We start from the raw sequence: 25617 nt of genomic DNA, 5'->3' as shown, positions 1-25617 counted from the left end.
GAAAATAAAATCCCATTTTTTTATTAAAGATATTCCTTAATATAATTGTAAATTGCTTGCCCTTAAAAAAAAGACATGAAAAAAATAATAACACTCCTATTTGTAACATCATTTGTAATATTAAATAGCAAGCATACCATTCATGCTCAAGATGTACACTCGCCATTCCTCCATTATAAAGAATTTCAGGAGGCCGACAGCAGTAAACTATTTCTTCGTTTTGAAAATTTAAATTTTGTAAAAAACAACGAGTACAACGGAGATTATTTAAAAGGAACAACTTGGATTGGATATATAGCTACACCAAAATTGGTATACTATCCAAGTGAAAAATTTAGAATTGAAGCAGGAGTTAGACTACAAAAATATTCTGGACGTGAAAACTTCACCGATTCAGAGCCTATTTTTTCAGCAACATATAAGGTTTCAAATAATATTTCCTTTATGCTTGGAAGCCTAAACCAAGACAATAATCACAATTTATCAGAACCAATGTTTGAGCCAGAACGTTATTTTACTGATAATGGAGAAAATGGCCTTCAAATGAAGTATCATTCTAACAAATTAGAATTCGACACTTGGATTAACTGGGAACAATTTATTCTTGAGAACGACCCTTTTCAAGAAAAATTCACTTTTGGACTAACCGGTCGTTGGAAACTAAATTCAACTACTACTAAAAATACTTTAGCAATTCCAGTAGAAATCATGTTTGCTCATCGAGGTGGAGAGATTGACAATTCTATTGGTTCGGTACAAACCATTGGTAATTTCGCCTCAGGATTGGAGTATGTTCGTGAAATTGAAAACTCAGCAATAAAATCGTGGAGACTAAAAGTCATTGCTTACTATTTTTCCGATAACTCATCCGCAAAAGAATTTACCTATGATAAAGGACGTGCTTTCTATCCTCAATTTACCATTAACACTAAAAAATCTAAGCTCAACTTAGGGTATTGGAATGCATATAAATTTGCGTCCTCAAGAGGATCTGAGCTATTCAAAACAAGAGTAATAGCAAGCGAAAATTACATCGAAACAAGAAAAGAATTAATTACTCTAAACTACTATTACGAGCATAAAGTTGCAACAGGAATTTACTTGGGAGGTAAATTAGACGTCTATTATGACCGAGTAAACTCGGTAGAAAATTTTGCTACCTCCATTTACTTAAAAATTAATGGCGATTTCTTTCTGAAAACAATTAAGTGGAATTAAACTAAAATTTTTTCCTTTTAGTAAGGTACAATCCTTGATTCATTACAATCCACTTCTTCATTTAAATTCCTTGTAATCTCATGAACCAAATCAGCCAATTAAATTCCTTTTAAAACTTTCCAAAACCTGTTAATAAAAGCATTAACCAAATAACAACACCTATCATCCAAGCGGGAACAATAGCAATGTTTTTACTAAAAAATTCCTTTTTTAATCCAACATATATTCGATCCCAAAAATTCACTTCGCCATTATAAAAACCCCTTAGTTCCTGCATATCAAATCGTCCAATTGCAGAACTTTCCAAAAAAATCCTAAAAAGAGACTTCAAAAATAAATTTATTTCCTACTTTTGCAGAGAAATTGTGACGATGGGCTCATTAAGGAAGATCCCCCTACCCCAACAGCTTGATTCTACTACCCTTAGCAAGTAAATGATTCAAGATTGGGAAACACATCAATTAGTTTTATTGACGGACTTAATCACTCCACTTTACCCCGATTATCCACATCAGGTTAAGTTCTTCATCAATAAAACGTTAAAAAAATTGGTGTATTTATAGGATTCTTGTACTTTTGCAAGCCAAATTGGAATAATTGTATTAGAAGTATTATTTATTAAAAGTTTTTAACGTGGATACATTAAGTTACAAAACAGTTTCTGCAAACAAAGCAACTGCCACTAAAGAGTGGGTTGTTATTGATGCAGCAGATCAGGTGTTAGGTAGACTTAGCTCTAAAGTAGCAATGCTAATTAGAGGTAAATATAAGCCGAATTACACTCCTCATGTTGATTGTGGAGACAACGTGATTATTATCAATGCTGAGAAAATACGCATGACTGGAAATAAAATGACAGACAGAAAGTATTTTTCTTACACAGGACACCCTGGTGGACAAAGAATTCATACTCCGGCTGATATTATGGCGAAACACCCAGAAAGATTAATTGAGCACGCTGTTAGAGGTATGCTTCCAAAAAATCGTTTAGGAAGAACTCTTTATACAAACTTACATGTATATGTAGGAACTGAGCACAAACACGAAGCTCAACAGCCAAAGAAATTAGATTTAAACACAATTAAATAAGTAGGTATGGAAGTGATTAATGCTATTGGACGTAGAAAAGCAGCTGTTGCTCGTGTATACGTTAGCGAAGGTAAGGGTCAGATTACCATCAACAAAAAAGAGCTTAAAGAGTACTTTACTACCGGAACTCTACAGTATATCGTAAAGCAACCTTTAAACCTTTTAGAGGTAGCTGAAAAATATGATATCAAAGTAAATCTTGATGGTGGTGGAGTAACAGGTCAAGCCGAAGCTCTTCGTTTGGCGATCTCCAGAGCACTTGTTAAAATTGATGCAGAATCAAAATCAGCACTAAGAACTGCAGGTTTCATGACTCGCGATCCTCGTGAGGTTGAACGTAAAAAACCAGGTCAACCTAAAGCACGTAAGAAATTTCAATTTAGCAAGCGTTAAAATTTTTGTGGCAGGTTTAGTATCTAAATTGGTAAGACTTCGATTTTCGAACTACTTAGCAATTGCCATAAAACGAATGTAAACGATTAAAAAAAACAAAAATGTCAAATACTACATTTGAAGAATTATTAGAAGCAGGTTGCCACTTTGGTCACTTGACTAGAAAATGGAATCCAAAAATGGCTCCTTATATTTTTATGGAGCGTAATGGAATTCACATTATAGACTTGCACAAAACAGCTGTAAAGCTTGACGATGCTGCCGCAGCATTGAAACAAATCGCTAAATCAGGAAGAAAAATTCTTTTTGTTGCTACTAAAAAGCAAGCAAAATCAATTGTATCTGAAAAAGTAGCAGCAGTAAACATGCCATATGTAACTGAGCGTTGGCCAGGTGGAATGTTAACTAACTTCCCTACTATCAGAAAAGCGGTTAAGAAAATGTCTACCATTGATAAAATGGAAGGTGACGGAACTCTTAATCACTTATCTAAAAGAGAAAGACTACAAGTATCTCGTCAAAGAGCTAAGTTGGAAAAAAACTTAGGTAGTATTGCTGATCTGACCAGATTACCGGCAGCTCTATTTGTAGTTGATGTAATGAAAGAATATATCGCTGTTAAAGAAGCAAACCGTTTGGGTATTCCAGTTTTCGCAATGGTGGATACAAACTCAAGTCCTGATGGAATTGATTTTGTTGTTCCTTGTAATGATGATGCTTCAAGCTCTGTTTCTATTATTCTTGATATCGTAACTGCTTCTATCAAAGAAGGTTTATCAGAAAGAAAAGTAGAAAAAGATACTGAATCAACTGAAAAGAAAGCTTCTAAACCTAAAAAAGCGAAAAAAGCTGATGCTCCTGTAAAAGAAGCACCAGTTGCAAAAGAAGCTCCTGTAAAAGAAGCAGCTCCAGAAGCTCCAGCTACTGAAGAAGAAAAGAATGATAAGGAATAATTAACTAACAAAAAATTAGATATATCATGTCTATTAAAGCAGCAGACGTAGCCAAATTGCGTAAAGCAACTGGCGCAGGAATGATGGATTGTAAAAATGCTCTTACTGAAGCTGAAGGGGATTTTGACGCAGCAGTAAGCATTATTCGTAAAAAAGGAATGGCTATTGCTAACAAACGTGCCGACAGAGAAGCAACTGAAGGTGTTGTATTAGCAAAAGTTTCTGAAGATAAAAAAAGTGGTGTAATGATCACTCTAAACTGTGAAACTGACTTCGTTGCTAAGAATGATAGTTTCGTAGAATTCGCTACAAAAATTCTTGATATAGCATTAGCTAACAAGCCTGCTAATTTGGAAGCTTTGAAAGCTTTAGAGCTTGAAGGAAGAAAAATTGAAGACCACGTTACTGAGCAAACCGGTGTTATCGGTGAGAAAATCGATTTAAGTTTCTATGGAAGCATGGAAGCAGAATATTCTGTTGCCTATATTCACGCAGGAAACAAATTATCTACCATGATTGGTTTTAACAAATCAATGGATGACCAAATGGCTAGAGACGTAGCTATGCAAGCTGCAGCTATGGCTCCAATGGGTATTGATAAGGATGATGTTGCTGCTGATGTAGTTGCAAAAGAACTTGAAATCGCTAAGGAAAAAGCTCGTATTGAAGGAAAACCTGAGGCTATGCTTGACAAAATTGCGCAAGGCCGATTGGTTAAATTCTTTAAGGAATCAACATTATTGAATCAGGACTTTGTAAAGAACAACAAGCAAACTGTTAAGCAGTATCTTGCTGAAGCTGACAAAGATTTAACTGTGACGAAAATGATGCGTTTCACATTAAATGCTTAATACAATTATTATTACATATAAAAAGAGTTCCTTTCCGGAACTCTTTTTTTTTATCTTATCGTAGAATTTTCTCAACTTTGGGTATAAAAATCTGAAAGAATGGTTAAATACAAACGCGTACTACTAAAATTAAGCGGCGAATCTTTAATGGGCGATCAACAATACGGAATTGATTCCCAACGATTAAGTGAGTATGCCGAACAGATTAAAGAAATTGCTGATCTTGGGGTTCAAGTAGGAATCGTAATTGGCGGGGGTAATATTTTTCGCGGACTTAGTGGCGCCGCTAAAGGTTTCGACCGCGTAAAAGGCGATTCAATGGGAATGCTTGCTACTGTAATTAATAGTTTAGCACTTAACTCTGCTTTAGAGGCTATTCAATGTAAATCGAGAGTATTAACAGCCATTCGAATGGAGCCAATTGGTGAATTCTATTCAAAACAAAAAGCTGTAGACTACCTTTCACAAGGTTGTGTTACGATCTTCTCTGCCGGAACTGGAAACCCATATTTTACAACAGATACTGGTTCTTCGCTTCGGGGTATTGAAATAGAAGCTGATGTAATGTTGAAAGGAACCCGTGTAGATGGCATCTACACTGCCGATCCTGAAAAAGACAGTACTGCAACTAAATTTGAGACCATTACATTCGACGAAATTTACCACAAAGACTTGAGAGTTATGGATTTAACTGCAACAACAATGTGTAAAGAAAACAATTTACCAATAATTGTTTTTGATATGGATACAAAAGGAAATTTAAAGCAAGTAATTGAGGGTGAAAATATTGGAACCTTAGTTCACAATTAACAAGCGTAGCCTCTTTACTACTGCTACTTTTTAGTTTTAGTAAAAAAGGACTATCTTTATTTGATTATAGATTTTTGCTATTTTTGTAAACACTATACATTGATCAATAAAAAAAAAACATATAAAAATCTTTCTCCGATGACTGAAGAAGTTCAAATGTATCTGGATGATACGCAGGAAAAGATGGAAGCTGCAGTTGACCATCTTGAAAAGGAATTAGTGAAAATTCGTGCTGGAAGAGCAAATCCAAGCATGTTGAATGGTGTAATGGTTGACTACTATGGCAACATGACTCCTCTGGCTCAGGTTGCCAATCTAAGTGTGCCAGACCCAAGAACTATTGCTATTCAACCTTGGGAAAAACCAATGATTGTACAAATTGAAAAAGCGATTATGAATTCAAATTTGGGTTTTAACCCAGATAACAATGGAGAATTAATCCGTATTCATATTCCCCCATTGACCGAAGAACGAAGAGGTGATTTGGTAAAGCAAGCCAAAGCGGAATGCGAACATGCAAAAGTAAGCATCAGAAATGCCCGAAGAGATACCAATTTGGAGTTGAAAAAATTGATTAAAGACGGTCTGTCGGAAGATGTTGAAAAAGATGCAGAAGCTACAGTTCAAAAGCTTACTGACAAATACAGCAAAAGTGTTGATGACTTATTTGCTGATAAAGAGAAAGATATTATGACCATATAATAAGTCGAAAAAGCTGCCAATAGGCAGCTTTTTTTTTTAAACTATTTTTTTCTGAATTGAGACACGGTTTGCATAAATGTCTTTAAACTCTCCTCCGAGATCTTATTCTTCCAATACCCATTATCCTTAAAGTACGAACCAACAATGAAAGCCGATGCATACGGCCAATATTCATGAACATTCTCAGCCGTTACTCCTGAACCAATTAATACAGGAATATGAACTTTATCTTTCAAGCTTTTTAATTCGTGTAAATAAACCGCTTTCCCAGTTGATGTTCCTGTTACAATAACGCCATCGCTTAAAAAGAATTCGGCTGCTTTCGCTGTTTCATCAATATCCACATCGCCAGTAATGGCATGCGAACTATGTTTCTTTTTAATATCCGTGAAAACGAGAATAGCTTCTGCTCCAATGGCTTTTCGATACCGCAATAATTCTCCGGCACAAGCATCCATATATCCTTCGTCGGCAACATGTCCGAACACAAAACCTTCGGCGCGAATAAATTGCAAATTTGCAGCTTTAGCAACTGCCAGAGCTTCTTTATTGGCTCCTGCAAGGATTTGTATTCCCAAAGGTAAGCTTACCGCGTCGCGAACTGCTTTGGCAACAACAGTCATTGCTGCAACTATTTCTGGTCCAACGCTTCCTTTTAAGTAAGGAACATCGTGCATGTTCTCCATAATAATGGCATCCAAACCAGCAACTTCATACTGCCTGGCTTCCTTTACTGCAATTTCACAAATTTCCTCTATAGAAAACTTACTGTTCGGGGTTCCTGGTAATGCCTGCACATGTACCATACCGATTATTGATTTGTTTAAGTTCATTTTTATAGATTTGAGATATCAGAATTGAGATATGAGAATTGAGATAGGAGATCGTTAAAACATTACTATTTTAGTTACTCTCCAAAATCTTAAACAACTCATCCAATTTAGGAGTTAAAATAATTTCGGTTCTACGGTTTCTACTACGACCTTCGGGACTCGCATTCGTTCCAATCGGCACGTATTTACTACGACCAGCAACAGTTAATCTTTCGGCATCTATTCCAGTATTCAAAACTAATATGCGAACAATAGAGGTTGCTCTTTTCACACTCAAATCCCAATTGTCTTTTAACTCTCCTGTTCCGTTATAAGGAACATTATCGGTATGACCTTCGATCATTACATTAATATCTTTGTTTTGCGCCAAAACACCTGCCAAATTTCCCAATGCCTCCACTCCACGTTGATCTACCTGATAGCTTCCCGATTTAAAAAGAAGTTTTTCATCCATGGAAACATATACCTTTCCATTTTTAGTAGTAATCGACAAACCATTTCCATCAAATCCGGTAAGCGCACTCATTACTTTTTGTTTTAGAGCTCGAACTGCCTCATCTTTTCTGCTTAAAGCCGACTCTAATTCCTGTAAACGTTGGTCTCTTTGATTCAACTCGGCTTGCAAAGTATCCAAAGCTCTTTTACGAGTGTCCATTTCTTTTTCCAAAGAAAGCACCTCATCTTCACGCAACCGCAATTCATTCTGAGCTTTTTTTATCTGACTCAATAAGGCTTTGGTTTCTTTCTCGTTACCAGCTTGTACTCCTGCCAATTGATTTAGCAAATCCTGATTGCTCTTTTCCATTCGGCTTAATCGTTCCCTTGCACTTTGCAGTCTTCGGGAAAGTTGTACAGTATCAGCAAGCATATTTTGATACTTCTCATTTAATACATCAAGCTTGCCACTCAATTCATTGTTTGATTCACTAAGTTTCAGGTTTTTTTCTTTTTCCATCTCCAGTTCATCCTGACAGTTTTGCTGCTTGGATTGAAGTTCTTGAAATTGTCTTGTTGGAACACAAGAAAAGCATAGGAAAATAGATGCTAAAATAAATACCAGTGGGCTCGTTTTTCTGAACATGTTTATTATAATTTATTTCGTTAATGCAAATTAAATATCACTTATGAATCATTCTTATTATCTAATCTTATTATAAAGTATTCAAAATTATAATTTTTGAAAGCAATTTACGCTCTATATTTCTTCCCCGATAGTTTCTTTAAAAAAATCTACAAAACAGAACATTAGCTAGGTATTAAATTTGTTTTTGAGAAAAGAAATATGAACAAATATAAGAATCTGGCACGGTATCCTCACAACTAAATGAAAGAATACTTTCGTTTTTATTACTATCTTCGTGCATAACTTTCTGCCAGAATATTCTGTTTATTTATCATCATTTTGTAAGTGAATTGATAAACAAATTCTTATTCTGTAAAACGATTAAAAGGGGGGATTTCGTACATGGCTAAATCTGAAAAAAAATTTTTAGATAAAATCAATTTTCCATCCGATCTGAAAAAGGTATCTGAAGACGACCTTATTCAGGTTTGTGAGGAATTACGCCAAGAAATTATTGAAGAAGTTTCCTGTAATCCCGGTCATTTTGGTGCCAGTTTAGGAGTGGTAGAACTTACCGTTGCACTCCACTATGTACTTAATACTCCCTACGATAACCTTATTTGGGATGTTGGACACCAGGCATACGGACATAAAATTCTTACCGGAAGAAAAGAAGTTTTTCATACCAACCGGAAATACAAAGGAATAAGTGGTTTTCCCAATAGAAACGAAAGCGAATACGATGCGTTTACTGTGGGGCACTCTTCTACCTCGATATCTGCCGCGCTGGGAATGGCAACGGCCGCTCATTTAAACAATGAACTTGATCGGAAAACCGTTGCTGTAATTGGAGATGGATCGATGACTGCTGGTTTGGCTTTTGAGGGATTAAACAACGCAGCCAACAACAATGCTGATTTATTGGTGATTTTGAACGATAACAACATGGCCATCGATCCAAATGTGGGTGGCTTAAACAACTATCTGCTAGATATCACTACATCGCAAACCTATAATAAAGTAAAAACCGATGTTTGGAGATTTTTGGGAAAATTAAACCGATTAAATCCAAATACTCGTAAAATATTTCAGAAAGTTGAACAGGGAATCAAAACCATTCTGCTAAAACAAAGTAATATTTTTGAGGCTTTTAACTTCAGATATTTTGGTCCCATTGATGGTCATGATGTAAATCATTTGGTAAAGGTTTTGAGCGATTTGCACAAAATTCCAGGTCCAAAATTACTACATGTTATTACCCAAAAAGGAAAAGGCTTTAAACAAGCAGAACTAGACCAAACCTACTGGCATGCTCCAGGATTATTTAATAAGGAGACTGGCGAAATTTTACAAAGCGAGTCGAAAAGTCCGCAAGCCCCAAAATTCCAAGAGGTTTTTGGAAATACTTTGGTAGAGCTAGCCGAAATGAATGATAAAATTGTTGGAATTACTCCCGCAATGCCAACGGGTAGTTCTCTAAATATTATGATGGAAAAAATGCCAGACAGAGCATTTGATGTTGGAATTGCAGAACAACACGCAGTTACCTTCTCTGGTGGATTGGCTGCAAAAGGTAAATTACCTTTCTGTGCCATCTACTCCTCCTTCATGCAAAGAGCTTACGATCAGGTAATTCATGATGTAGCCTTACAAAATGTAAATGTTGTGTTCTGTCTGGACCGTAGTGGTGTAGTTGGTGCCGATGGCGCAACTCATCATGGTGTTTACGATCTTGCGTTTCTTAGATGTGTTCCAAACATGACTATCGCTTCTCCGCTTGACGCAGTTGAGTTGAGAAATTTAATGTATACCGCCCAACAAGAAAATATGGGACCTTTTTCCATTCGATATCCACGCGGAAAAGGTAGAATTCTTGATTGGAAACAAGCCTTTAAGATTCTTCCGGTTGGAAAAGGACAACAATTAAAAGATGGAAAAGATATCGCAATTCTATCGATTGGAGCCATTGGCATAGAGGCTGTTGATGCCATTGAAGAATTGGAGAAAGATGGCTATTCCATCGCTCATTACGATATGAGGTACTTGAAACCTATTGATAGCGAAATACTGCATGAGGTACTTGGGAAACACAATCAAATTATCACTTTAGAAGATGGAGCTATTATTGGTGGATTAGGTTCTGCAGTAATTGAATTCATCAATGACAATAACTATCGGGCAAATGTAAAACGCCTGGGTGTACCCGATAAATGGGTAGAACAAGGTACTCAACAGGAATTGTACCGCGAATGTGGTTACGACAAAATGGGAATCGTTACATCGGTAATTGAACTGCTCAACAAAGCTTAAGAAGTCTCTCTATAACCATCCGAGTAAGGATCTAAGCCTTCAAAATCACCTGTAAAAGAGTCTATTCTAGCTTGAAGCTCCTGATTCATCTTTATTAAATAGATCGTATCTTCGGTTCGCAACTCCACAACATTTATTTTATCGCCATTAGGTTTGGTAATACTTATTAAATCATCTTCATAAATTCCATCGGGAAAAGTTTTTATTAATTGTTGTATTAATTCTGTCCCGACACTTTTAAAGTCCTTAATTACTCTTTTCATCACTCAGTGATTAATAATCGATATCCATCTTTTGCACAATCCCCGACAATTTGTCTGGGTAAATAAGAATTTGAAACTAGCTTCTCCCCTTTTCTATTACTAATCTCAATTTAAGGAATTTAAGAGAAGCAAAAAAAAAATATTCTGCTGAAGGAACTCTATTTATATTTTAATAAAGATGCCGCAAATTGAAAATGAACAGAGAATCATGCCTTTAGAAACATGTTAGACAACATATAAATCGTTTCCGCTCAAATAAAAGTAATTTCTGTGCCGCAATACTTTCATTACTAAAATTTAAAAGCCTAGTTTTGCCGACTTATTTAAAATTCGAAGCGAACAGATGGTAGATTTTTTCAGAAAGAAAGCAGCAAATTCAAAAGATGATATTTTATCCGGTTTAACCGTAGCACTTGCATTGGTCCCCGAAGCGGTTGCCTTTGCCTTTGTAGCTGGAGTAGATCCATTAGTTGGACTATACGCAGCCTTTATGGTGGGTTTAATTACTTCTGTATTTGGTGGTCGTCCGGGAATGATATCTGGAGCTACCGGAGCAATGGCTGTTGTACTTGTTAGCCTTGTTAAAGAAGGAAATGATATGGGAATGGCGATGGCTAACCCAATTGAAAATATGGGATTGAATTACTTGTTTGCAACTGTTGTGCTAGCAGGTGTTATTCAATTTTTGGCTGGAGTATTTCGCTTTGGTAAATTTGTTCGTTTAATTCCTCATCCTGTAATGATGGGTTTTGTAAACGGCTTGGCCATTGTGATTTTCCTTTCGCAGCTAGGCATGTTTAAAAATATTTCGGGAAGTGAACCCACTTGGTTACAAGGTATAGAACTTTACACCATGCTTGGCTTAGTTCTTTTAACCATGGGAATAATGTATTTCTTACCTAAACTAACCACCAAAGTTCCGGCAGCTCTTGCAGCAATTGTAGCGGTTTCGGCCATAGCAATTTTTGGGAATTTAGATGTTAGCACCGTAGGATCATTTATTAGAGATGGTGGTGGTTCTGGACTAAAAGGTGGTTTACCAAGCTTCCAGAGTCAACTATTTGCAATGGTACCTTTAAATTGGACTACCGTTACATTTATTCTTCCTTATGCTGGTATTTTAGCCGCCATTGGACTTATAGAATCGTTAATGACCTTAAATTTACTCGATGAAATTACCAACAGTCGTGGAAATGGAAACCGCGAATGTATGGCTCAGGGTGCTGCAAATATCGTTACCGGATTTTTCGGTGGAATGGGTGGTTGTGCTATGATTGGCCAATCGTTGATTAATGTGAATTCGGGTGGACGAGGCAGACTTTCGGGAATTATTGCTGCATCTACTTTATTAATATTTATTCTTTTTGCCTCTCCTTATATCGAAATGGTGCCAATTGCTGCTCTTGTGGGTGTTATGTTTATGGTAGTAATTGGAACTTTCGCATGGTCTACCTTTAACGTTTTGTTTAAAATACCAAAAGCCGATGCCTTTGTGCTGGTTCTTGTATCCGGACTAACCGTGGTATTCGATCTGGCAATTGCTGTATTAGTTGGAGTAATTGTAAGTGCACTTGCCTTTTCTTGGGACAATGCCCGTAAAATTCGAGCAAGAAAATCGGTACGGGAAGATGGAACTAAGGTTTATGAAATTTGGGGTCCCCTATTTTTTGGCTCTATTACCACGTTCAACAACAAATTTGATGTGGAAAATGATCCTGAATCGGTAGAAATTGACTTTATTGAATCGCGTGTTGCCGACCATTCGGGTATCGAAGCAATTAGCAATTTGGTTCAAAAATATGAAAATGCAGGAAAAACCATTAAATTGAAACATTTAAGTGATGACTGTATTTCCTTGTTGCAACGTGCTGATGATCATTTTAGAACCGTTATTTTGAGAGATATTGATGATCCGAGATACTACGTTGTTACGGATCAAGTAAAAATTGAGTAAGCACGAAAGATAGTAGCGATGAAAATTCGTTTTCATTGCTTTTTTTTCACCTCCTTCTACATGGGAAGAGGTGTTTTTTTTTCTAGTCAAAAAAAGAAATTCTATGGAGGGAGATACGAACTTCACTATTCCTTTTATTCACCATTAATCCGTGATGGCTCACCGGGTGCTCTCTCTTATATTTTTATTTGCTTTTACATCAATGGAAAAGTAAAAGTCCATCCGACTTTCGGACAATACTAAAAAATGGGCCTGAATTTTCATCCAAGCCCATAATATTTCGACTACTAATTCTATTTTAATCCTAATTTCTTAGCAATAGCCACTGGAATAGCATCTTTGTGCAATAGTAAGCCTACCGTTTTATACTGTACAAATGCCTTCGATGCATAGAAATATCCTGCATGAGAGTTATTATCGGTTCCCCACGAGTTTTTAATCAGGTAATATTTGTTCCCGTTTTGGTCTTTGGCAGTACCCACCATGTGCATTAAATGATCTTCGGTAGATTCGTAATTATCGAAAGCTACCTGGCGCATTTCTTGGGTAATCTGTTTTTCTTTTACAGGATAATCTAAACCATAAACCGATTTTTCATCCTTACTCATGTTCTCCCATTTCGAAATTTCAGCATTATCCATGCTCTTGGTTTCGGTTTCGGGAACAACAGCAACTCCTTTTCTATGCGAGAAACCATCTTCACTCACATCACTTCCCCAAGCAAGACTGTATCCCTTCTCAATAGCATTATCAACCACCTGCATCATTTCGTCCATTGGCAAGTTATACACTTCTCCCAACGACCAGTTATCCGCACCTTCGAAAATAAAACTTTCGTAAAACGGATGATGTGTATAGGAAGTAATTGTAAGGTAATCGTCCATATTTAAGCCCATAGTATCGCGAAACGACTCTGGCGTATATTCTGCCCCACCATAGGTAAAAGTCTCAGGTATCTCTCCTAAATAGGCATCTAAAATCCCATCAAATCCTTTCCTCCAAACAGGAGAAATCTTCTTGTTCTTATTTTTCACAACAGCATCCACGTATGCTTTCAAAACCTCATCCATTTCGCCATGCACTGGCATGCTTTCGTCGAATGTATTTCCTGAATAGGCGTCTTGTGGAAGCATCCCAAAATTCTTCACAATATTTAAAGCATCCCAACCTTCGGCACCAGCCGAAAAACTTTTCATCCCGTGAAAACGGATATAATCCATAGCCCGTAAATGGTAGTTTCTATTTACAATAAACATCTCCGACAGGTCGAACTCTGGTTTTCCCATTCGTAACAATTCCGATTCTAAAAAAGAAATACTGGCATACGCCCAGCAAGTACCCGACCGATACTGATTTTTTACTGGTGTTGCTTGTAACTGCTTTTCGATGGTAAACTGATAGGTATTCTTTTGCTCTGCTTTTTTCTGGGCAGAAGAGCTTTGCAACAGACCAATTGCAAGAATGGCTGTTAGTATAAATCTGTTCTTCATTTGAAATTTGTTAACTTGTTTCGATTATTTATTGCTTGGTAAAACTTGATAAAACAATTCTTTGCTGTATTTTTGAACTGCATCAATTTACTGCAATGTAAAAAATAATTGAATCATTTTTAACTTGTGGTAAGTAGATCAATAAACAATTACTAACTAATAATTCCCAAGAAATAATGAAAAAAATCGCACCAATTGCCTTGTTGCTAGCTATGAGCTTAGGTTTTGTGGCTTGTAATGAGAAACCCGTAAAACAGGCCGAAGAATCGCCAACTCAAAAATTAGTAGATCAATACGCAACATTCGAGTTAACAACCGACATCAGTAAACTGACTGAAAAAGAGAAGCAAATGCTTCCTATTTTAATGGAAGTTGCAGACATTATGGAAGAATTATTCTGGAAAGATGCTATTGGCGACAAAGCCACATTTTTAGGAAAACTTACCGATCCTGCTGCGGTTGCCTATTCAAAAATAAACTATGGCCCTTGGGATCGTTTAGCAAATAACACGCCTTTCCTTGAAGGATTTGATGCAAAACCTAAAGGTGCCAACTTTTATCCAGCAGACATGACTGCCAAAGAATTTGATGCCATTCAGAGTGATATGAAAACCGATTGGTACACCAAAATTGAACGCGATGAAAATGGAGCATTAAAAGTAGTTCCTTATCATGTTGCTTACAAAGAGCAAATTCAAAAAGCTGCTGGTTTGTTATTAGAAGCTGCCGAATTAGCCGAAGATGCTGGTCTTAAAAAATATCTTGAATTGCGCTCTACTGCACTTCTTACCGATGATTACCTAGCTTCTGATTTGGCTTGGATGGATATGAAAACCAATACACTTGATTTTGTAGTTGGTCCTATCGAAACTTACGAAGATGCTCTTTACGGATACAAAGCATCTCATTCAGGACAGATTTTAGTGAAAGATAAAGTCTGGAGCGAAAAATTATCAAAATTTGCTGCTTTACTACCTCGTCTTCAGGAAGGTTTACCAGTTCCTGCAGCTTACAAAGCCGAAAAAGCTAATGCAAATGCAGATATGAATGTTTACGACGTAATTTACTATGCGGGCGACTGCAATGCAGGCAGCAAAAATATTGCTATTAACCTGCCAAACGATCCTCGTGTACATGCTGAAAAAGGATCAAGAAAATTGCAGTTGAAAAATGCAATGAAAGCTAAATTCGATAAGATTTTAGTTCCAATTTCGGACTTATTAATGGACGAAAGCCAACGCAAAAACGTCACTTTTGATGCTTTCTTCGAGAATGTAATGTTTCACGAAGTAGCTCATGGTTTAGGTATTAAATACACTTTAAAAGATCAGGAAAGCGTTCGTAAAGTTTTAAAAGATACCTACACTTCTATTGAAGAAGGAAAAGCAGACATTCTTGGTTTATACATGATTACGCAAATGGCTGAATGGGGCGAACTAGATTCTGACAAGCTAATGGACAACTACGTTACTTTTATGGCTGGTATTTTCCGTTCGGTACGTTTTGGAGCCTCCAGTGCTCATGGAAAAGCAAATATGATTCGTTTCTATTTCTTCGAAGAGCAAGGCGCTTTTACAAGAAATGCTGAAACCGGAACTTACAAAGTTGATTTCGAGAAAATGAAAGCTGCCATGAATGAATTGGGAAAACAAATTCTAATTGTTCAAGGCGATGGGAACTACGAGGCCGCACAACAAATGATTGCCGAAAGAGGCTTTATTCGCGAAGATCTTCAGAAAGATTTAGACCGTGTAAACAATGCCGGTATCCCTAAAGATGTAGTGTTTTTACAAGGCGCTAAAGTTTTAGGATTGTAAAAGAAATATCTGGAGTGAGTAAATAGCAGGAAGACGATTTACGGCTACAAAAAAATAAATAAGGGAGGCAGAATCACTACAGATTCTGCCTCCCTTCTTGCATTTAAACCAGCTCTAAGTAAACAATTTTAATGGTCTGGCTTCCTTATATCTTTTTGTGATTAAAAATTAGTACTTTTGCGATATAAAGCTCTTTTTGTCTTTATTTTACCATTAACATCTAATTCCTAAAAAAATGATTAGCAAAGAAACCAGTATTGGAGATATCGTGAAAATTCATTTTCAAACTGTTACCATATTCGATGACTACCAAATTGATTTTTGTTGTGGTGGAAAACAGAGTTTGGGTGAGGCATGTGCAAAGAAATCCCTGAACCCTGAGGAGATTATTCAAAAGCTCGAAGAGGTTATTAAAACCCCAACAAATACACCGGAATTTGATAAAATGCCACTTTGTAATTTAATTCGATACATTAAAGAGAATCATCACGCATACGTGCGCCAACAAATACCAATTCTTACCAAATTTTTAGATAAAATAGAACAAGTTCACGGAAATAAACATCCCGAAATTGAAAAGATTAATGCGCATTTTAAAATATCTGTGGAACAATTAAGCGAGCACCTGGAAAAAGAAGAAACGGAACTATTTCCACTTATCGAAAAATTAGCACAACTAAAAAAAGGGGAGCAATTAAACGATTCCACCTGTAAAATTACTGCCGAAACCTTAATTACTTGTTTAACGAAAGAGCATGAAAATGAAGGAGAAAGATTCGAAGAAATATCAAGATTGAGTAAGGCTTACCAAGCCCCTGCAGGAGTGTGTAATACGTATCGTGCAACCTACGAAAACCTGCTAGCTTTCGAAAAAGATTTGCATCGCCATGTGCATTTGGAAAACAACATTCTGTTTCCAAAGGCTATTCTGCTAGAACAAAACATCCTATCAAATAATTAAGCATTTCAAAAAATAGATATGCTCTCGAAAACAGCTGAATATGCCATTCGTGCATTGGTTTACATCCAATTGCAGAACTGGAAAGATAAACGACCTGGATTTAAGGAAATAGCCAAAAATATAGAATCGCCCGAACACTTTACGGCAAAAATATTACAGGTACTTACCCGTTTCGATCTGTTAAAAAGTTTGAAAGGACGAAATGGCGGATTTTTCTTTGATAAGGAAAACGAAGATCTTCCTCTTTATAAAATTATACATGCTATTGATGGCGAAAAATCGTTTACTCAATGCAGTTTTGGTTTTAAGAGTTGCGATCATGAAAACAAATGCCCTTTGCATGATGATTTCTCGGACTTGCGTAAAAACTATACCGTTCTGGTAAAGGAACGTAGCATTCAAAGTCTGGCAAAAAGAATTCTTACTGGAGAAGCTGTTTTAACACAAACTATTAAATAGGAACTATTCCCAAAAAAGAGGGCAACCAACAAATTTTGGCACCCACTTTTCTTATATCAGTTTTTAGTTTATCAAAAAAAATCTTTCAAATCTGAAATTTAAAAACTTATAACGCTTATCGAATCATCTTTCAAATAATCAGTTAAAGGTTTTCCCATTCCTGCAACATCGAATCCAAGTTCTTTTAATTCATCCGCAATCCCGTAAGAATTTGCACATGAAATGCATGCTCTTATTTCGATTCCATCTGCCGCCATTGCTTTTAATTTTTCCTGAATCTTTTGATTTTCTGAAGTTAACTTCGCGGAAGGTCCCCAAATAATAATTGTAACATCCTGAAACCATTCGTGTTTTTTAGCCGCATGAGTGTACATCAAAGCCACACGTTCGGCAACATACGGATCTCCACTTGTCCACACAACAACTAGTTTCTCCTTGTCATTATTTTTTTCATCTGCTTGCTTTTTCGCGCTAGCAAATTGGCTGGCAAATAAAATGATTAGAAAAGTGCTTACTAATTTTATAATTCTCATGATATTTTTTTGAATTGTTTTATATTATCTTAAATGTAAGTGTTCTTGAATAATAACTGTGTTAATAAGCTGTTAATGAGATTCACATATAATTCTTGAGCCTTGCAGATAAATTAAGTATTTTACAGCATAGTATATCATCTTTAGCCTTTGTATCTTACCGATTCGTTGAAATTGACCCGATGTAAGCATTTTGCAAGGGCGAAGTATAAATTGAGTATGAGTAATATGGGTAACATTCATTGGAAGACTCTTCTTCTGACTTTTTTCATTTTCCTATTTGGATTTCAGGCTGCGGCACGAAAACAAAAAGTACTTGTTTTGCATTCCTACCATCAGGGATTGAACTGGACCGATAATGTAAGTGAAGGAATACAGTCTGTTTTGGGGAGTGAAGACAATGTGGAATTGATGTTTGAATACATGGACACCAAACGAAACTCAAATCCTGAATATCTAAAGGAATTTGCAAATTTGTACGGTCTTAAACACCTAAAAAATAAATTCGATGCTATTATTGTTTCCGATAACAATGCCTTGGATTTTGTAAGAAATTATTACTCCGAATTCTTTAAAGGCACTCCTATCGTTTTTTGCTCTATCGATCAGTTCACCAATAAATTAATTGAAGGAATTGATCATGTGTCGGGAGTAACCGAGGAAATAGACTCTCGAAAAACCATAGAGGTAGCACTTGGACTGCACCCCAATGCTAAAAAACTAGTTGTAATTAACGACAATCAAACCCAATCGGCTATTTTAAACCGAAACAATATTAAATCTTTTTGGCCCGAGCTAAAAACCGACGTTGAACTTGTTTTTATTGAGAATTTACTTATTGATGAACTCGTTGATCAGGTTAAAAACCTAGATCCCAACAGCATCATTTATTTAATCAATTTTAGTCGCGATAAGGAAGGCAATTTTATTTCCTATCAGGAAAATATTGAAATTATCCGCGAAGCAACAAAACTTCCTATTTACAGTAGCTGGGAGTTTTATTTTAACGAAGGTATTGTTGGGGGAATGCTTACCAGTGGTTTTAAAGAGGGAGAATTTGCTGCAGAAATTACTCTTCAGGTACTTCAAGGAAAAGAAATTAATAAAATTCCAATTATTCAGTCGGGTTACAACAGTTTTAAATTCGATTTTGAGGAAATGAAACGATTTGGAATTTTACCCAACCAATTGCCAAAAGGTAGTTTCATTAGTCACCAACCACCTCCTATTGTTCCCCAATATAGAACCTCGCTATTTGTGCTAGTACTATTCGGTTTAATTATTGCAATTATTTTAAGGTATTCGAAATTAAAAAGAGAGCAAAATGAAAAGAAGCTACTGCAAGAAAATGAAGAGTTGGACCGAAGGGTAGCCGATAGAACCAAAGAGGTAGTATTTGCCAACGAAAAGCTCGAGCTACAAACCGAACAAATTATCAAACAAAATAAGGAGTTAGAAGATCACCGCTACAATCTTTTGGAATTAGTTCGGGTACGAACCGAAAATTTAGAGGAGGCAAATTTGGAATTAAAAAGTAGTCGCGACAGACTGCTTCGAATGCTCGATGCCAATTCGGATGGCGTTTGGGAGCATAATTTCGCCACCGATCAAGTCTATATCAGTAAAATTATTTGGGATAAAGTAGGCTATAAATCGGTTACTATTTCGAATACAAAAGAGCTTCTTTGTAAAATCATTCATCCCGAAGATTTAATTATCATTAAACAAAAACACCGACAGAATAAACTAGGATACAGCGCATTATTTATTGTTGAGTTTCGACTTTTTACCACAAATAAAGATTGGATGTGGTTTAAAGCCAAAGGTCAAATTCTTGATTACGACATAAATGGAAAACCTTTAAATATTGTTGGTACGCTTATTAATATTACGCAACGTAAAGAAGCCGAAGAAAAAATAAAAAGCGAAGAGCGAAAATTAAGAGTCTCGGAAAAAAGGTGGCGTTCGTTAATTGAACAAGCATCGGATGGAATTTTAATTTACAATACCGATGGTAGAATTTTAGATGCCAACTCGGCGGCCTGCAATTGGCTGGGATATTCAACCAATGAAATTCTAAACTTAAATTATAGTGAGATAGATTCGCGACACAGCAATTCGGAACTGCAAACCTATTGGAAAAAATTAAATGCTTCCTACCCTTCCCTTTCGTTTGAATCGGTGCAGAAAAGAAAAGATGGAACAAGTTTTCCGGTTGAAATTCATTTAAGCTTAATTGAACTAGAAGATAGCAAATTGATTTTATCTTTGATTAATGATATTAGTGTGCGACAGGAAACCGAACGAAGAATTTTGAATGCAGTAATCAACACCGAGGAAAGCGAACGAAAAAGATTTGCGACCGATTTGCACGATTCCATTGGACCACTGCTTTCGAGCATTAACCTATACCTTTCGTCGCTAGATAAATTCGATTCGGAATTGGAGAGAGGAGATATTATAAAAGCTTCGGTAGATGCAGTAAATGAAGCATTGGTAAGTATTAAAGAGATTTCGAATAACCTAAGTCCGCATATTTTAAATGATTTTGGTTTGGAGAAGGCAATCCGTTCCTTCACCAATAAAATTAATTTATCGCAAGCAATCAGCATTCGCTTTTTTGCAGAAAATATGGAGGCGCGCATTAACCATCAGGTAGAAGTTGTTATTTTTAGGGTGGTTAGCGAATTAATAAATAATACCATTAAACACGCCCAAGCCACTAATATAGAAATCAACTTATCGAGAGAAGAAAATGTAGTTTCACTTATCTATATTGATGATGGAATTGGTTTTGATGCCAAGGAAATTAATGCCGGAACATCAACAGGAATGGGATTGTATAATGTGTTTAGCAGGATAAAATCCTTAAACGGATCGCACAAAATAACCAGTCACCCAAAACGTGGCGGAATGATGGCAGTAGTAGAGGTTAATCTGTAAAATAATAAAACATGAATGAGTACAGGGTAATGATTGTGGACGACCACAAAATGTTTAGAAGTGGTTTGCGTTTTCTCTTAAACAATGTTCCAAATATAAATATTGTGGGCGAAGCCTCGAACGGAGTAGAATTTCTGGAAATGGCCGATAATATACAAATTGATATTGTTTTAATGGATATCAACATGCCCGAAATGAATGGCATTGAAGCCACCCGAAAAGCTCTCGAAAAATTTCCCGACCTAAAAGTAATCGTACTCTCTATGCACGGTGAAGAGGAATATTACGACCAGATGTTAGATGCAGGAGTGAAAGGTTTTCTGTTAAAAAACTCGGATGCCGATGAATTAATTGCCGCTTTGGAAGCTGTAATGGCTGGGAAAAGTTATTTTTCGCAGGAACTTTTGGTAGATATTCTCGATCAGAAAAGAATGCACAAATTAAGAACCGAAACCGTAAAATTATCGCAGCGCGAACTGGAAGTTCTAAAATTAATTTGCGACGGATACAGCAATGCCGAAATTGCCGAGGAATTATTTATCAGTCAGAGAACGGTTGATCGTCATCGCTCTAATTTACTAAGCAAAACCGCCTGCAAAAATTCAACCTCCCTGGTTATGTATGCCGTAAAAAATAAAATTATTGAGGTAGATTAAAAAAAAACCATAATTTATGAGCCTTTTGAAGGGAAAGGGAAACCTGTCGGTTACAAATTAGTAGTGGGTATTCCCTAAATATCGGTGTGTAAACCGTTAACATTTTGTATTTTTATTTTTTTAAAAAACTGATGTTACAAAATGGAAAGTAATTCGCAACTGGAACTGGCTCATAAGTTTGTACAATTTACAAACACCACAATTTTTTTAACGGGTAAAGCCGGTACCGGAAAAACGACCTTTTTACGTCGGTTAAAAGAGGAACTACCCAAGCGAATGATTGTGGTTGCACCAACCGGAGTAGCAGCTATTAATGCTGGCGGTGTTACCATTCACTCCTTTTTTCAGCTGCCTTTTGGTCCGATATTGCCCGGACAAATTCTGAATGAGGATAAAAATCCCAAAGCCGAAACCAATTCTCCGATCCGGAAATACCGAAAAGAAAAAATAGATATTATAAAATCGCTCGACCTGCTTATTATTGATGAAATAAGTATGGTTCGTGCCGATTTATTGGATGGTATTGATGAAGTACTTCGCAAATTTAAAAATAGAAAACTGCCCTTTGGTGGTGTTCAGGTTTTAATGATTGGCGATTTGCAACAATTGCCTCCGGTAGTAAAAAATGAGGAATGGAGCTTGCTTCGGAATCATTACGAAACACCATTCTTTTTTAGCAGCCGCGCATTTTTACAATCGCAACACATTAGTATTGAGCTAAAACATGTTTATCGCCAAAAGGACGAGAGTTTTATTCAAATACTAAACGAAATTAGGAACAATCAGCTTTCGCAAGCATCGTATGCCGAGCTGGAAAAAAGATATTTGCCCGATTTTAAACCTGCCGATAAGGATGGATACATTACCCTAACCACGCACAACGCACGGGCACAAAAAATAAACGAGGAGAAGCTAAAGCAACTAAAAGGAAAAACAGAGCAGTTTAAAGCAAATATTACCGGCATATTTCCGGAGTACTCCTTTCCTACCGAAGAACAATTGCAATTGAAAAAAGGAGCACAGGTGATGTTCGTGAAAAACGATAGCTCGCCCGAAAAACTCTATTTTAATGGCAAAATTGGTACCGTTACTGGTTTTGGAGCCGACGTTATTCATGTGAAATGCGAAACCGACGATTTTGAGATTGATGTGTATCCCGAAGACTGGCAAAATATTAATTACAGCATTAACGAGGAAAGTAAAGAGATTGAAGAAACCATTTCGGGTGCTTTTTCGCAATTTCCACTAAAAATGGCATGGGCAATTACCATTCATAAAAGCCAAGGATTAACTTTCGAAAGAGCAATAATTGATGCCAATGCCGCTTTTGCTCACGGACAGGTGTATGTGGCCTTAAGCAGATGCAAATCTTTAGAAGGTTTGGTTCTTAAATCAACACTAAGTAAATCGGGAATTATTTGCGACAATGCCGTATCGAAGTTTACCCACCATATGGAAGTGAATCCTCCGGGGGAAGAAAATCTCGAAGACTCTATTCGCAGGTATCAATTCCAACTGCTCGAAGAACTATTTTCTTTTCATGAAATTTACCGTGTTTGCAACTACTGCAACAAACATTTACAGGAAAACAGAAACACTATTCAAGGAAACTTAGCCGATAAAATGAATACTGCCTTTCCTTTACTTGGCCCGGAAATGCTGGTGGTTGGCGAAAAATTTATTCCTTCGTTAAAACGCTATTGCAGCGATATTCAGGACTTACACAAAAATACCGAAGCGCAGGAAAGAATTAGCAAGGCTTCGGCTTATTTCGTAGAAAAACTGGAGACTCATTTACAAAGTATTCTGAAAGATTTTAGTTTCGATTCCGATAACCAAGGCGTTAAAAAGGCAATTGAAGGACAGCTAAAAAACCTGAACGAAATTTTGAGTGTGAAACTAGTTAGCTTAAAATCGTGTTTGAAAGGCTTCGATACCGGAAAATACCAAAAAGTGCGTGCCAAAGCTCATTTCGAAAAGCAGACTTTCCGCTTAAAAAGTCCGAAAGAAGTGCTTAACGAGAACGTAAAACATCCGAATTTATATAGAACGCTAAAGCAATGGCGAAAAAATTTGGCAGATAAAATAGATTCTCCGGTTTATTACATTGCCTCGCAGGAAAGTTTGGTTGATATCGCAAACAACCTGCCTGGTACTGCCGATCAACTTAAAGCAGTGAAAGGCTTCGGAAAGAAAAAAATAGAACGATACGGCCTGGATATTATTAAAATGGTTTCGGAGTATCGGCATGGTCCCAGTAATGGCATGTTCGATTTTGCTGCTTCCAGCCCCAAAAAAGGAACAAAATCGGGCACCAAACAGGATACCAAAAAAATTAGTTTCGATTTGTATAAAGAAGGTCGCAACGTACGCGAAATTTCCGCTTTTCGCGATCTTACGGTAAGTACCATAGAAAAGCATTTGGCACATTACGTAGGCTTGGGCATGTTGCCCCTCGACAAATTTGTAGAGAAAAAGAAAAGCAAAAAAATTAAAAAACAATTAGAGAAAGAGGGCATCGAAAGCCTTAATGAATGCAAGCAAGCTTTGGGTAGCGACTACTCCTATTCCGAGATACGATATGTTCAGGCCTTTCTTAAAAATGCAAACAGTAAGTAAATAACTATTTTTTTAAGATTCATTAACTTTCGTTTACTCCTTTTAGCACTCCTAAAGCCTATATTTGTAGAGAACAAAAGATAAAAATTTTTCATTAGATTAGATTTAGGTTAAAATTAGGCTTAGAGAAAATCCCGGACTTCACAGTTCGGGATTTTTCTTTTGCTGATTCTCTACTTCACTTTATCAGGATAATGCTTGCAAAATATCCTTGTGATTTCAAATTCTTTTGTTTTTATTTGTATTCAATTTAAATAGCATGTGCAATTTTACTTTCTTTTTGGATGAATTGCATTCCAAATATTATATTTTCTGCTATTTTAAATAGCTTTTAGCCAAGGGCTATTTGCTAAAAACTTCTAATCTTTGCTATGGCAAGTTTATTAAACAAGCAATAGTTATTAAATAACAATAAATAGATTTAACGAATATGGAAGATATAAAATCACCATGTATTAGCATTTGCCGACAAGATAGTAATGGCGTGTGCTTTGGATGCAGGAGAACAACCGAAGAAATTGGAAACTGGTCGCTTTACACCAACAAAGAAAAAGAGGAAGTGATTAAAAAAGCTGCCGACCGCAGAAACGCTCCCGACACAGCAACAGGTACTTTTTTTAGATAAAAAGAAAAAACAAAAAAAATAAAAACCTGCTAAAAGCCCTATTACTGTTCCTCCATTTTGCTACCGGTGGGTAATTGGGACTGCTGAAGTATACATTCTTGCTACAAACCTCAAAAGAGAACTACTAAGATGGTAAAACTTACTGCAGGTATACAAATTAGACAAATTGTAATCGTTAATTTCAGCATACAATCCTATTTCAGAAACATCTCCAGCTTAGCTTCGAGATGTTTTTTTTATCCAAGAATACTGGGCGACTTTAAAACCTTTAAAATAGGCTATTTATATGGACTAGCTATATGGATATCCTCCTTTAATACTCAAATAAACTCTCGACAATATGTAAAGGCATTTTTGGTTCTAGAATGACCTCTCGCGGTTTGAAAATTAACTTTTTGTTGCTCGAACAATCGCCCGATGATTTGTAAAGGCCTATTTGACCGTAAAAATCATCTCTCGACAATGTGTAAAGCCGTTTTTGGCACCCAAATAAGCTCTCGACAATATGTAAAGGCATTTTTGGTGCTAGAATGACCTCTCGCGGTTTGAAAATTAACTTTTTGTTGCTCGAATAATCTCTCGACGAAATGTAAAGCCGTTTTTGGCACTCCAATAAGCTCTCGACGAAATGTAATGGCATTTTTGGCACTCCAATAAGCTCTCGACGAAATGCAAAGCCGTTTTTGGCCCTCAAATAAGCTCTCGACAATATGTAATGCCGTTTTTGGCGCTCGAATAAGCTCTCGACGAAATGTAATCCTCTATATTTATAGTAATACTACCTATGTGAAATAATCAAGATCTTTTTTTTTGTTTACAGATTATTGTTTTGTAGATTCGGGGAGGAAAACCAAAAAGGTGCACAATACACACCAATAAAGCATGTATTGTGCACCTTTTTACCTGATATAGCAAAAATAAGTGCACCTATGGTGCACAATTTAACAAGTTGTGCTTCATACAAATAAAAATGATGAGAAAGATTCTAAGCATATTGACAATTTTATTGACACTGACATGTATTTCAAATTTAGCTTCAGCTCAATCAGAAAAATGTGATATAAATAAATTGCTC

Annotated in this window: 22 protein-coding genes; 16 read left to right on the top strand and 6 right to left on the bottom strand. The window is 36.4% G+C overall.

What is annotated here, in order from left to right; translation table 11 throughout:
• Nucleotides 1-75: 75 nt before the first annotated feature.
• The gene (locus BZG02_RS12040) at nucleotides 76-1218 is read left to right on the top strand and encodes a hypothetical protein (RefSeq protein ID WP_101261692.1); all 1143 of its coding nucleotides are present in this window, start codon (nucleotides 76-78) and stop codon (nucleotides 1216-1218) included.
• A 109-nt stretch (nucleotides 1219-1327) separates the two neighbouring features.
• Here the strand turns inward: BZG02_RS12040 and BZG02_RS20830 are convergent, their stop codons facing one another.
• Nucleotides 1328-1495, bottom strand: coding sequence for a hypothetical protein (locus tag BZG02_RS20830; RefSeq protein ID WP_180335708.1), 168 nt, complete (start codon nucleotides 1493-1495; stop codon nucleotides 1328-1330).
• Between the two features lie 356 nt (nucleotides 1496-1851).
• On the opposite strand from BZG02_RS20830, the gene rplM reads away from it, so the two are divergent.
• From rplM to frr, 6 genes are all read left to right on the top strand, one after another.
• Nucleotides 1852-2307, top strand: coding sequence for a 50S ribosomal protein L13 (gene rplM / locus BZG02_RS12030; protein ID WP_101261690.1), 456 nt, complete (start codon nucleotides 1852-1854; stop codon nucleotides 2305-2307).
• Between the two features lie 6 nt (nucleotides 2308-2313).
• Nucleotides 2314-2700 carry a 30S ribosomal protein S9 gene (gene rpsI, locus BZG02_RS12025; RefSeq protein ID WP_101261689.1) on the top strand — a complete coding sequence of 129 codons (387 nt, stop codon included), beginning with the start codon at nucleotides 2314-2316 and terminating at the stop codon, nucleotides 2698-2700.
• A gap of 101 nt (nucleotides 2701-2801) precedes the next feature.
• Nucleotides 2802-3653, top strand: coding sequence for a 30S ribosomal protein S2 (gene rpsB, locus BZG02_RS12020; protein WP_101261688.1), 852 nt, complete (start codon nucleotides 2802-2804; stop codon nucleotides 3651-3653).
• Between the two features lie 26 nt (nucleotides 3654-3679).
• Nucleotides 3680-4504 carry a translation elongation factor Ts gene (gene tsf, locus BZG02_RS12015; RefSeq protein WP_101261687.1) on the top strand — a complete coding sequence of 275 codons (825 nt, stop codon included), beginning with the start codon at nucleotides 3680-3682 and terminating at the stop codon, nucleotides 4502-4504.
• Between the two features lie 99 nt (nucleotides 4505-4603).
• Complete coding sequence (gene pyrH / locus BZG02_RS12010; RefSeq protein WP_101261686.1) at nucleotides 4604-5314, top strand: UMP kinase; 711 nt, start codon at nucleotides 4604-4606, stop codon at nucleotides 5312-5314.
• Nucleotides 5315-5452: 138 nt separating this feature from the next.
• Nucleotides 5453-6016 carry a ribosome recycling factor gene (gene frr, locus BZG02_RS12005; protein WP_101261685.1) on the top strand — a complete coding sequence of 188 codons (564 nt, stop codon included), beginning with the start codon at nucleotides 5453-5455 and terminating at the stop codon, nucleotides 6014-6016.
• Nucleotides 6017-6057: 41 nt separating this feature from the next.
• On the opposite strand, the gene BZG02_RS12000 is transcribed toward frr, so the two are convergent.
• Together BZG02_RS12000 and BZG02_RS11995 are read right to left on the bottom strand one after the other, a co-directional pair.
• Entirely contained in the window at nucleotides 6058-6849 is a 792-nt protein-coding gene (locus tag BZG02_RS12000; protein ID WP_101261684.1) for a BtpA/SgcQ family protein, read from the bottom strand.
• Between the two features lie 70 nt (nucleotides 6850-6919).
• Nucleotides 6920-7930, bottom strand: a complete 1011-nt coding sequence (locus BZG02_RS11995; RefSeq protein ID WP_101261683.1) for an OmpA family protein — start codon at nucleotides 7928-7930, stop codon at nucleotides 6920-6922.
• A gap of 384 nt (nucleotides 7931-8314) precedes the next feature.
• Here BZG02_RS11995 and dxs point away from each other — a divergent pair, with 384 nt between their 5' ends.
• Entirely contained in the window at nucleotides 8315-10222 is a 1908-nt protein-coding gene (dxs, locus tag BZG02_RS11990) for a 1-deoxy-D-xylulose-5-phosphate synthase (protein ID WP_101261682.1), read from the top strand.
• Here dxs and BZG02_RS11985 read toward each other — a convergent pair.
• The gene (locus tag BZG02_RS11985; RefSeq protein ID WP_101261681.1) at nucleotides 10219-10485 is read right to left on the bottom strand and encodes a hypothetical protein; all 267 of its coding nucleotides are present in this window, start codon (nucleotides 10483-10485) and stop codon (nucleotides 10219-10221) included. The genes dxs and BZG02_RS11985 overlap by 4 nt on opposite strands.
• A gap of 343 nt (nucleotides 10486-10828) precedes the next feature.
• Between BZG02_RS11985 and BZG02_RS11980 the strand changes: the two genes are divergently transcribed.
• Nucleotides 10829-12439 (top strand): SulP family inorganic anion transporter, encoded by a 1611-nt coding sequence (locus BZG02_RS11980; protein WP_101261680.1) that lies wholly within the window; start codon nucleotides 10829-10831, stop codon nucleotides 12437-12439.
• Nucleotides 12440-12732: 293 nt separating this feature from the next.
• On the opposite strand, the gene BZG02_RS11975 is transcribed toward BZG02_RS11980, so the two are convergent.
• Nucleotides 12733-13929 carry a C1 family peptidase gene (locus BZG02_RS11975; protein ID WP_101261679.1) on the bottom strand — a complete coding sequence of 399 codons (1197 nt, stop codon included), beginning with the start codon at nucleotides 13927-13929 and terminating at the stop codon, nucleotides 12733-12735.
• A 176-nt stretch (nucleotides 13930-14105) separates the two neighbouring features.
• On the opposite strand from BZG02_RS11975, the gene BZG02_RS11970 reads away from it, so the two are divergent.
• The 3 genes from BZG02_RS11970 to BZG02_RS11960 all read left to right on the top strand — a co-directional run bounded on the left by BZG02_RS11970 (nucleotide 14106) and on the right by BZG02_RS11960 (nucleotide 17166).
• Nucleotides 14106-15746 carry a dipeptidyl-peptidase 3 family protein gene (locus BZG02_RS11970; protein WP_101261678.1) on the top strand — a complete coding sequence of 547 codons (1641 nt, stop codon included), beginning with the start codon at nucleotides 14106-14108 and terminating at the stop codon, nucleotides 15744-15746.
• 235 nt (nucleotides 15747-15981) lie between these two features.
• Complete coding sequence (gene ric / locus BZG02_RS11965) at nucleotides 15982-16707, top strand: iron-sulfur cluster repair di-iron protein (protein ID WP_101261677.1); 726 nt, start codon at nucleotides 15982-15984, stop codon at nucleotides 16705-16707.
• Between the two features lie 18 nt (nucleotides 16708-16725).
• Nucleotides 16726-17166 carry an RrF2 family transcriptional regulator gene (locus BZG02_RS11960; protein WP_101261676.1) on the top strand — a complete coding sequence of 147 codons (441 nt, stop codon included), beginning with the start codon at nucleotides 16726-16728 and terminating at the stop codon, nucleotides 17164-17166.
• 98 nt (nucleotides 17167-17264) lie between these two features.
• Here the strand turns inward: BZG02_RS11960 and BZG02_RS11955 are convergent, their stop codons facing one another.
• On the bottom strand, nucleotides 17265-17699 hold the full coding sequence (locus BZG02_RS11955) for a DsrE family protein (RefSeq protein ID WP_101261675.1): 435 nt from the start codon (nucleotides 17697-17699) through the stop codon (nucleotides 17265-17267).
• 228 nt (nucleotides 17700-17927) lie between these two features.
• Between BZG02_RS11955 and BZG02_RS11950 the strand changes: the two genes are divergently transcribed.
• From BZG02_RS11950 to BZG02_RS11935, 4 genes are all read left to right on the top strand, one after another.
• Nucleotides 17928-20642 (top strand): sensor histidine kinase, encoded by a 2715-nt coding sequence (locus tag BZG02_RS11950; protein ID WP_180335707.1) that lies wholly within the window; start codon nucleotides 17928-17930, stop codon nucleotides 20640-20642.
• An 11-nt stretch (nucleotides 20643-20653) separates the two neighbouring features.
• Nucleotides 20654-21298 (top strand): response regulator, encoded by a 645-nt coding sequence (locus BZG02_RS11945; RefSeq protein ID WP_101261673.1) that lies wholly within the window; start codon nucleotides 20654-20656, stop codon nucleotides 21296-21298.
• A 141-nt stretch (nucleotides 21299-21439) separates the two neighbouring features.
• Nucleotides 21440-23917, top strand: coding sequence for a helix-turn-helix domain-containing protein (locus tag BZG02_RS11940; RefSeq protein WP_101261672.1), 2478 nt, complete (start codon nucleotides 21440-21442; stop codon nucleotides 23915-23917).
• 430 nt (nucleotides 23918-24347) lie between these two features.
• Nucleotides 24348-24542: a DUF1289 domain-containing protein gene (locus BZG02_RS11935; protein WP_101261671.1), complete on the top strand. Its 195-nt coding sequence runs from the start codon at nucleotides 24348-24350 to the stop codon at nucleotides 24540-24542.
• Nucleotides 24543-25617 lie beyond the last annotated feature (1075 nt).

This window comes from Labilibaculum filiforme, from assembly GCF_002843315.1.
GTDB lineage: Bacteria > Bacteroidota > Bacteroidia > Bacteroidales > Marinifilaceae > Labilibaculum > Labilibaculum filiforme.
The sequence above is the reverse complement of the archived record's forward strand: the minus strand, read 5'-3'. Positions and strand labels throughout refer to the sequence as shown.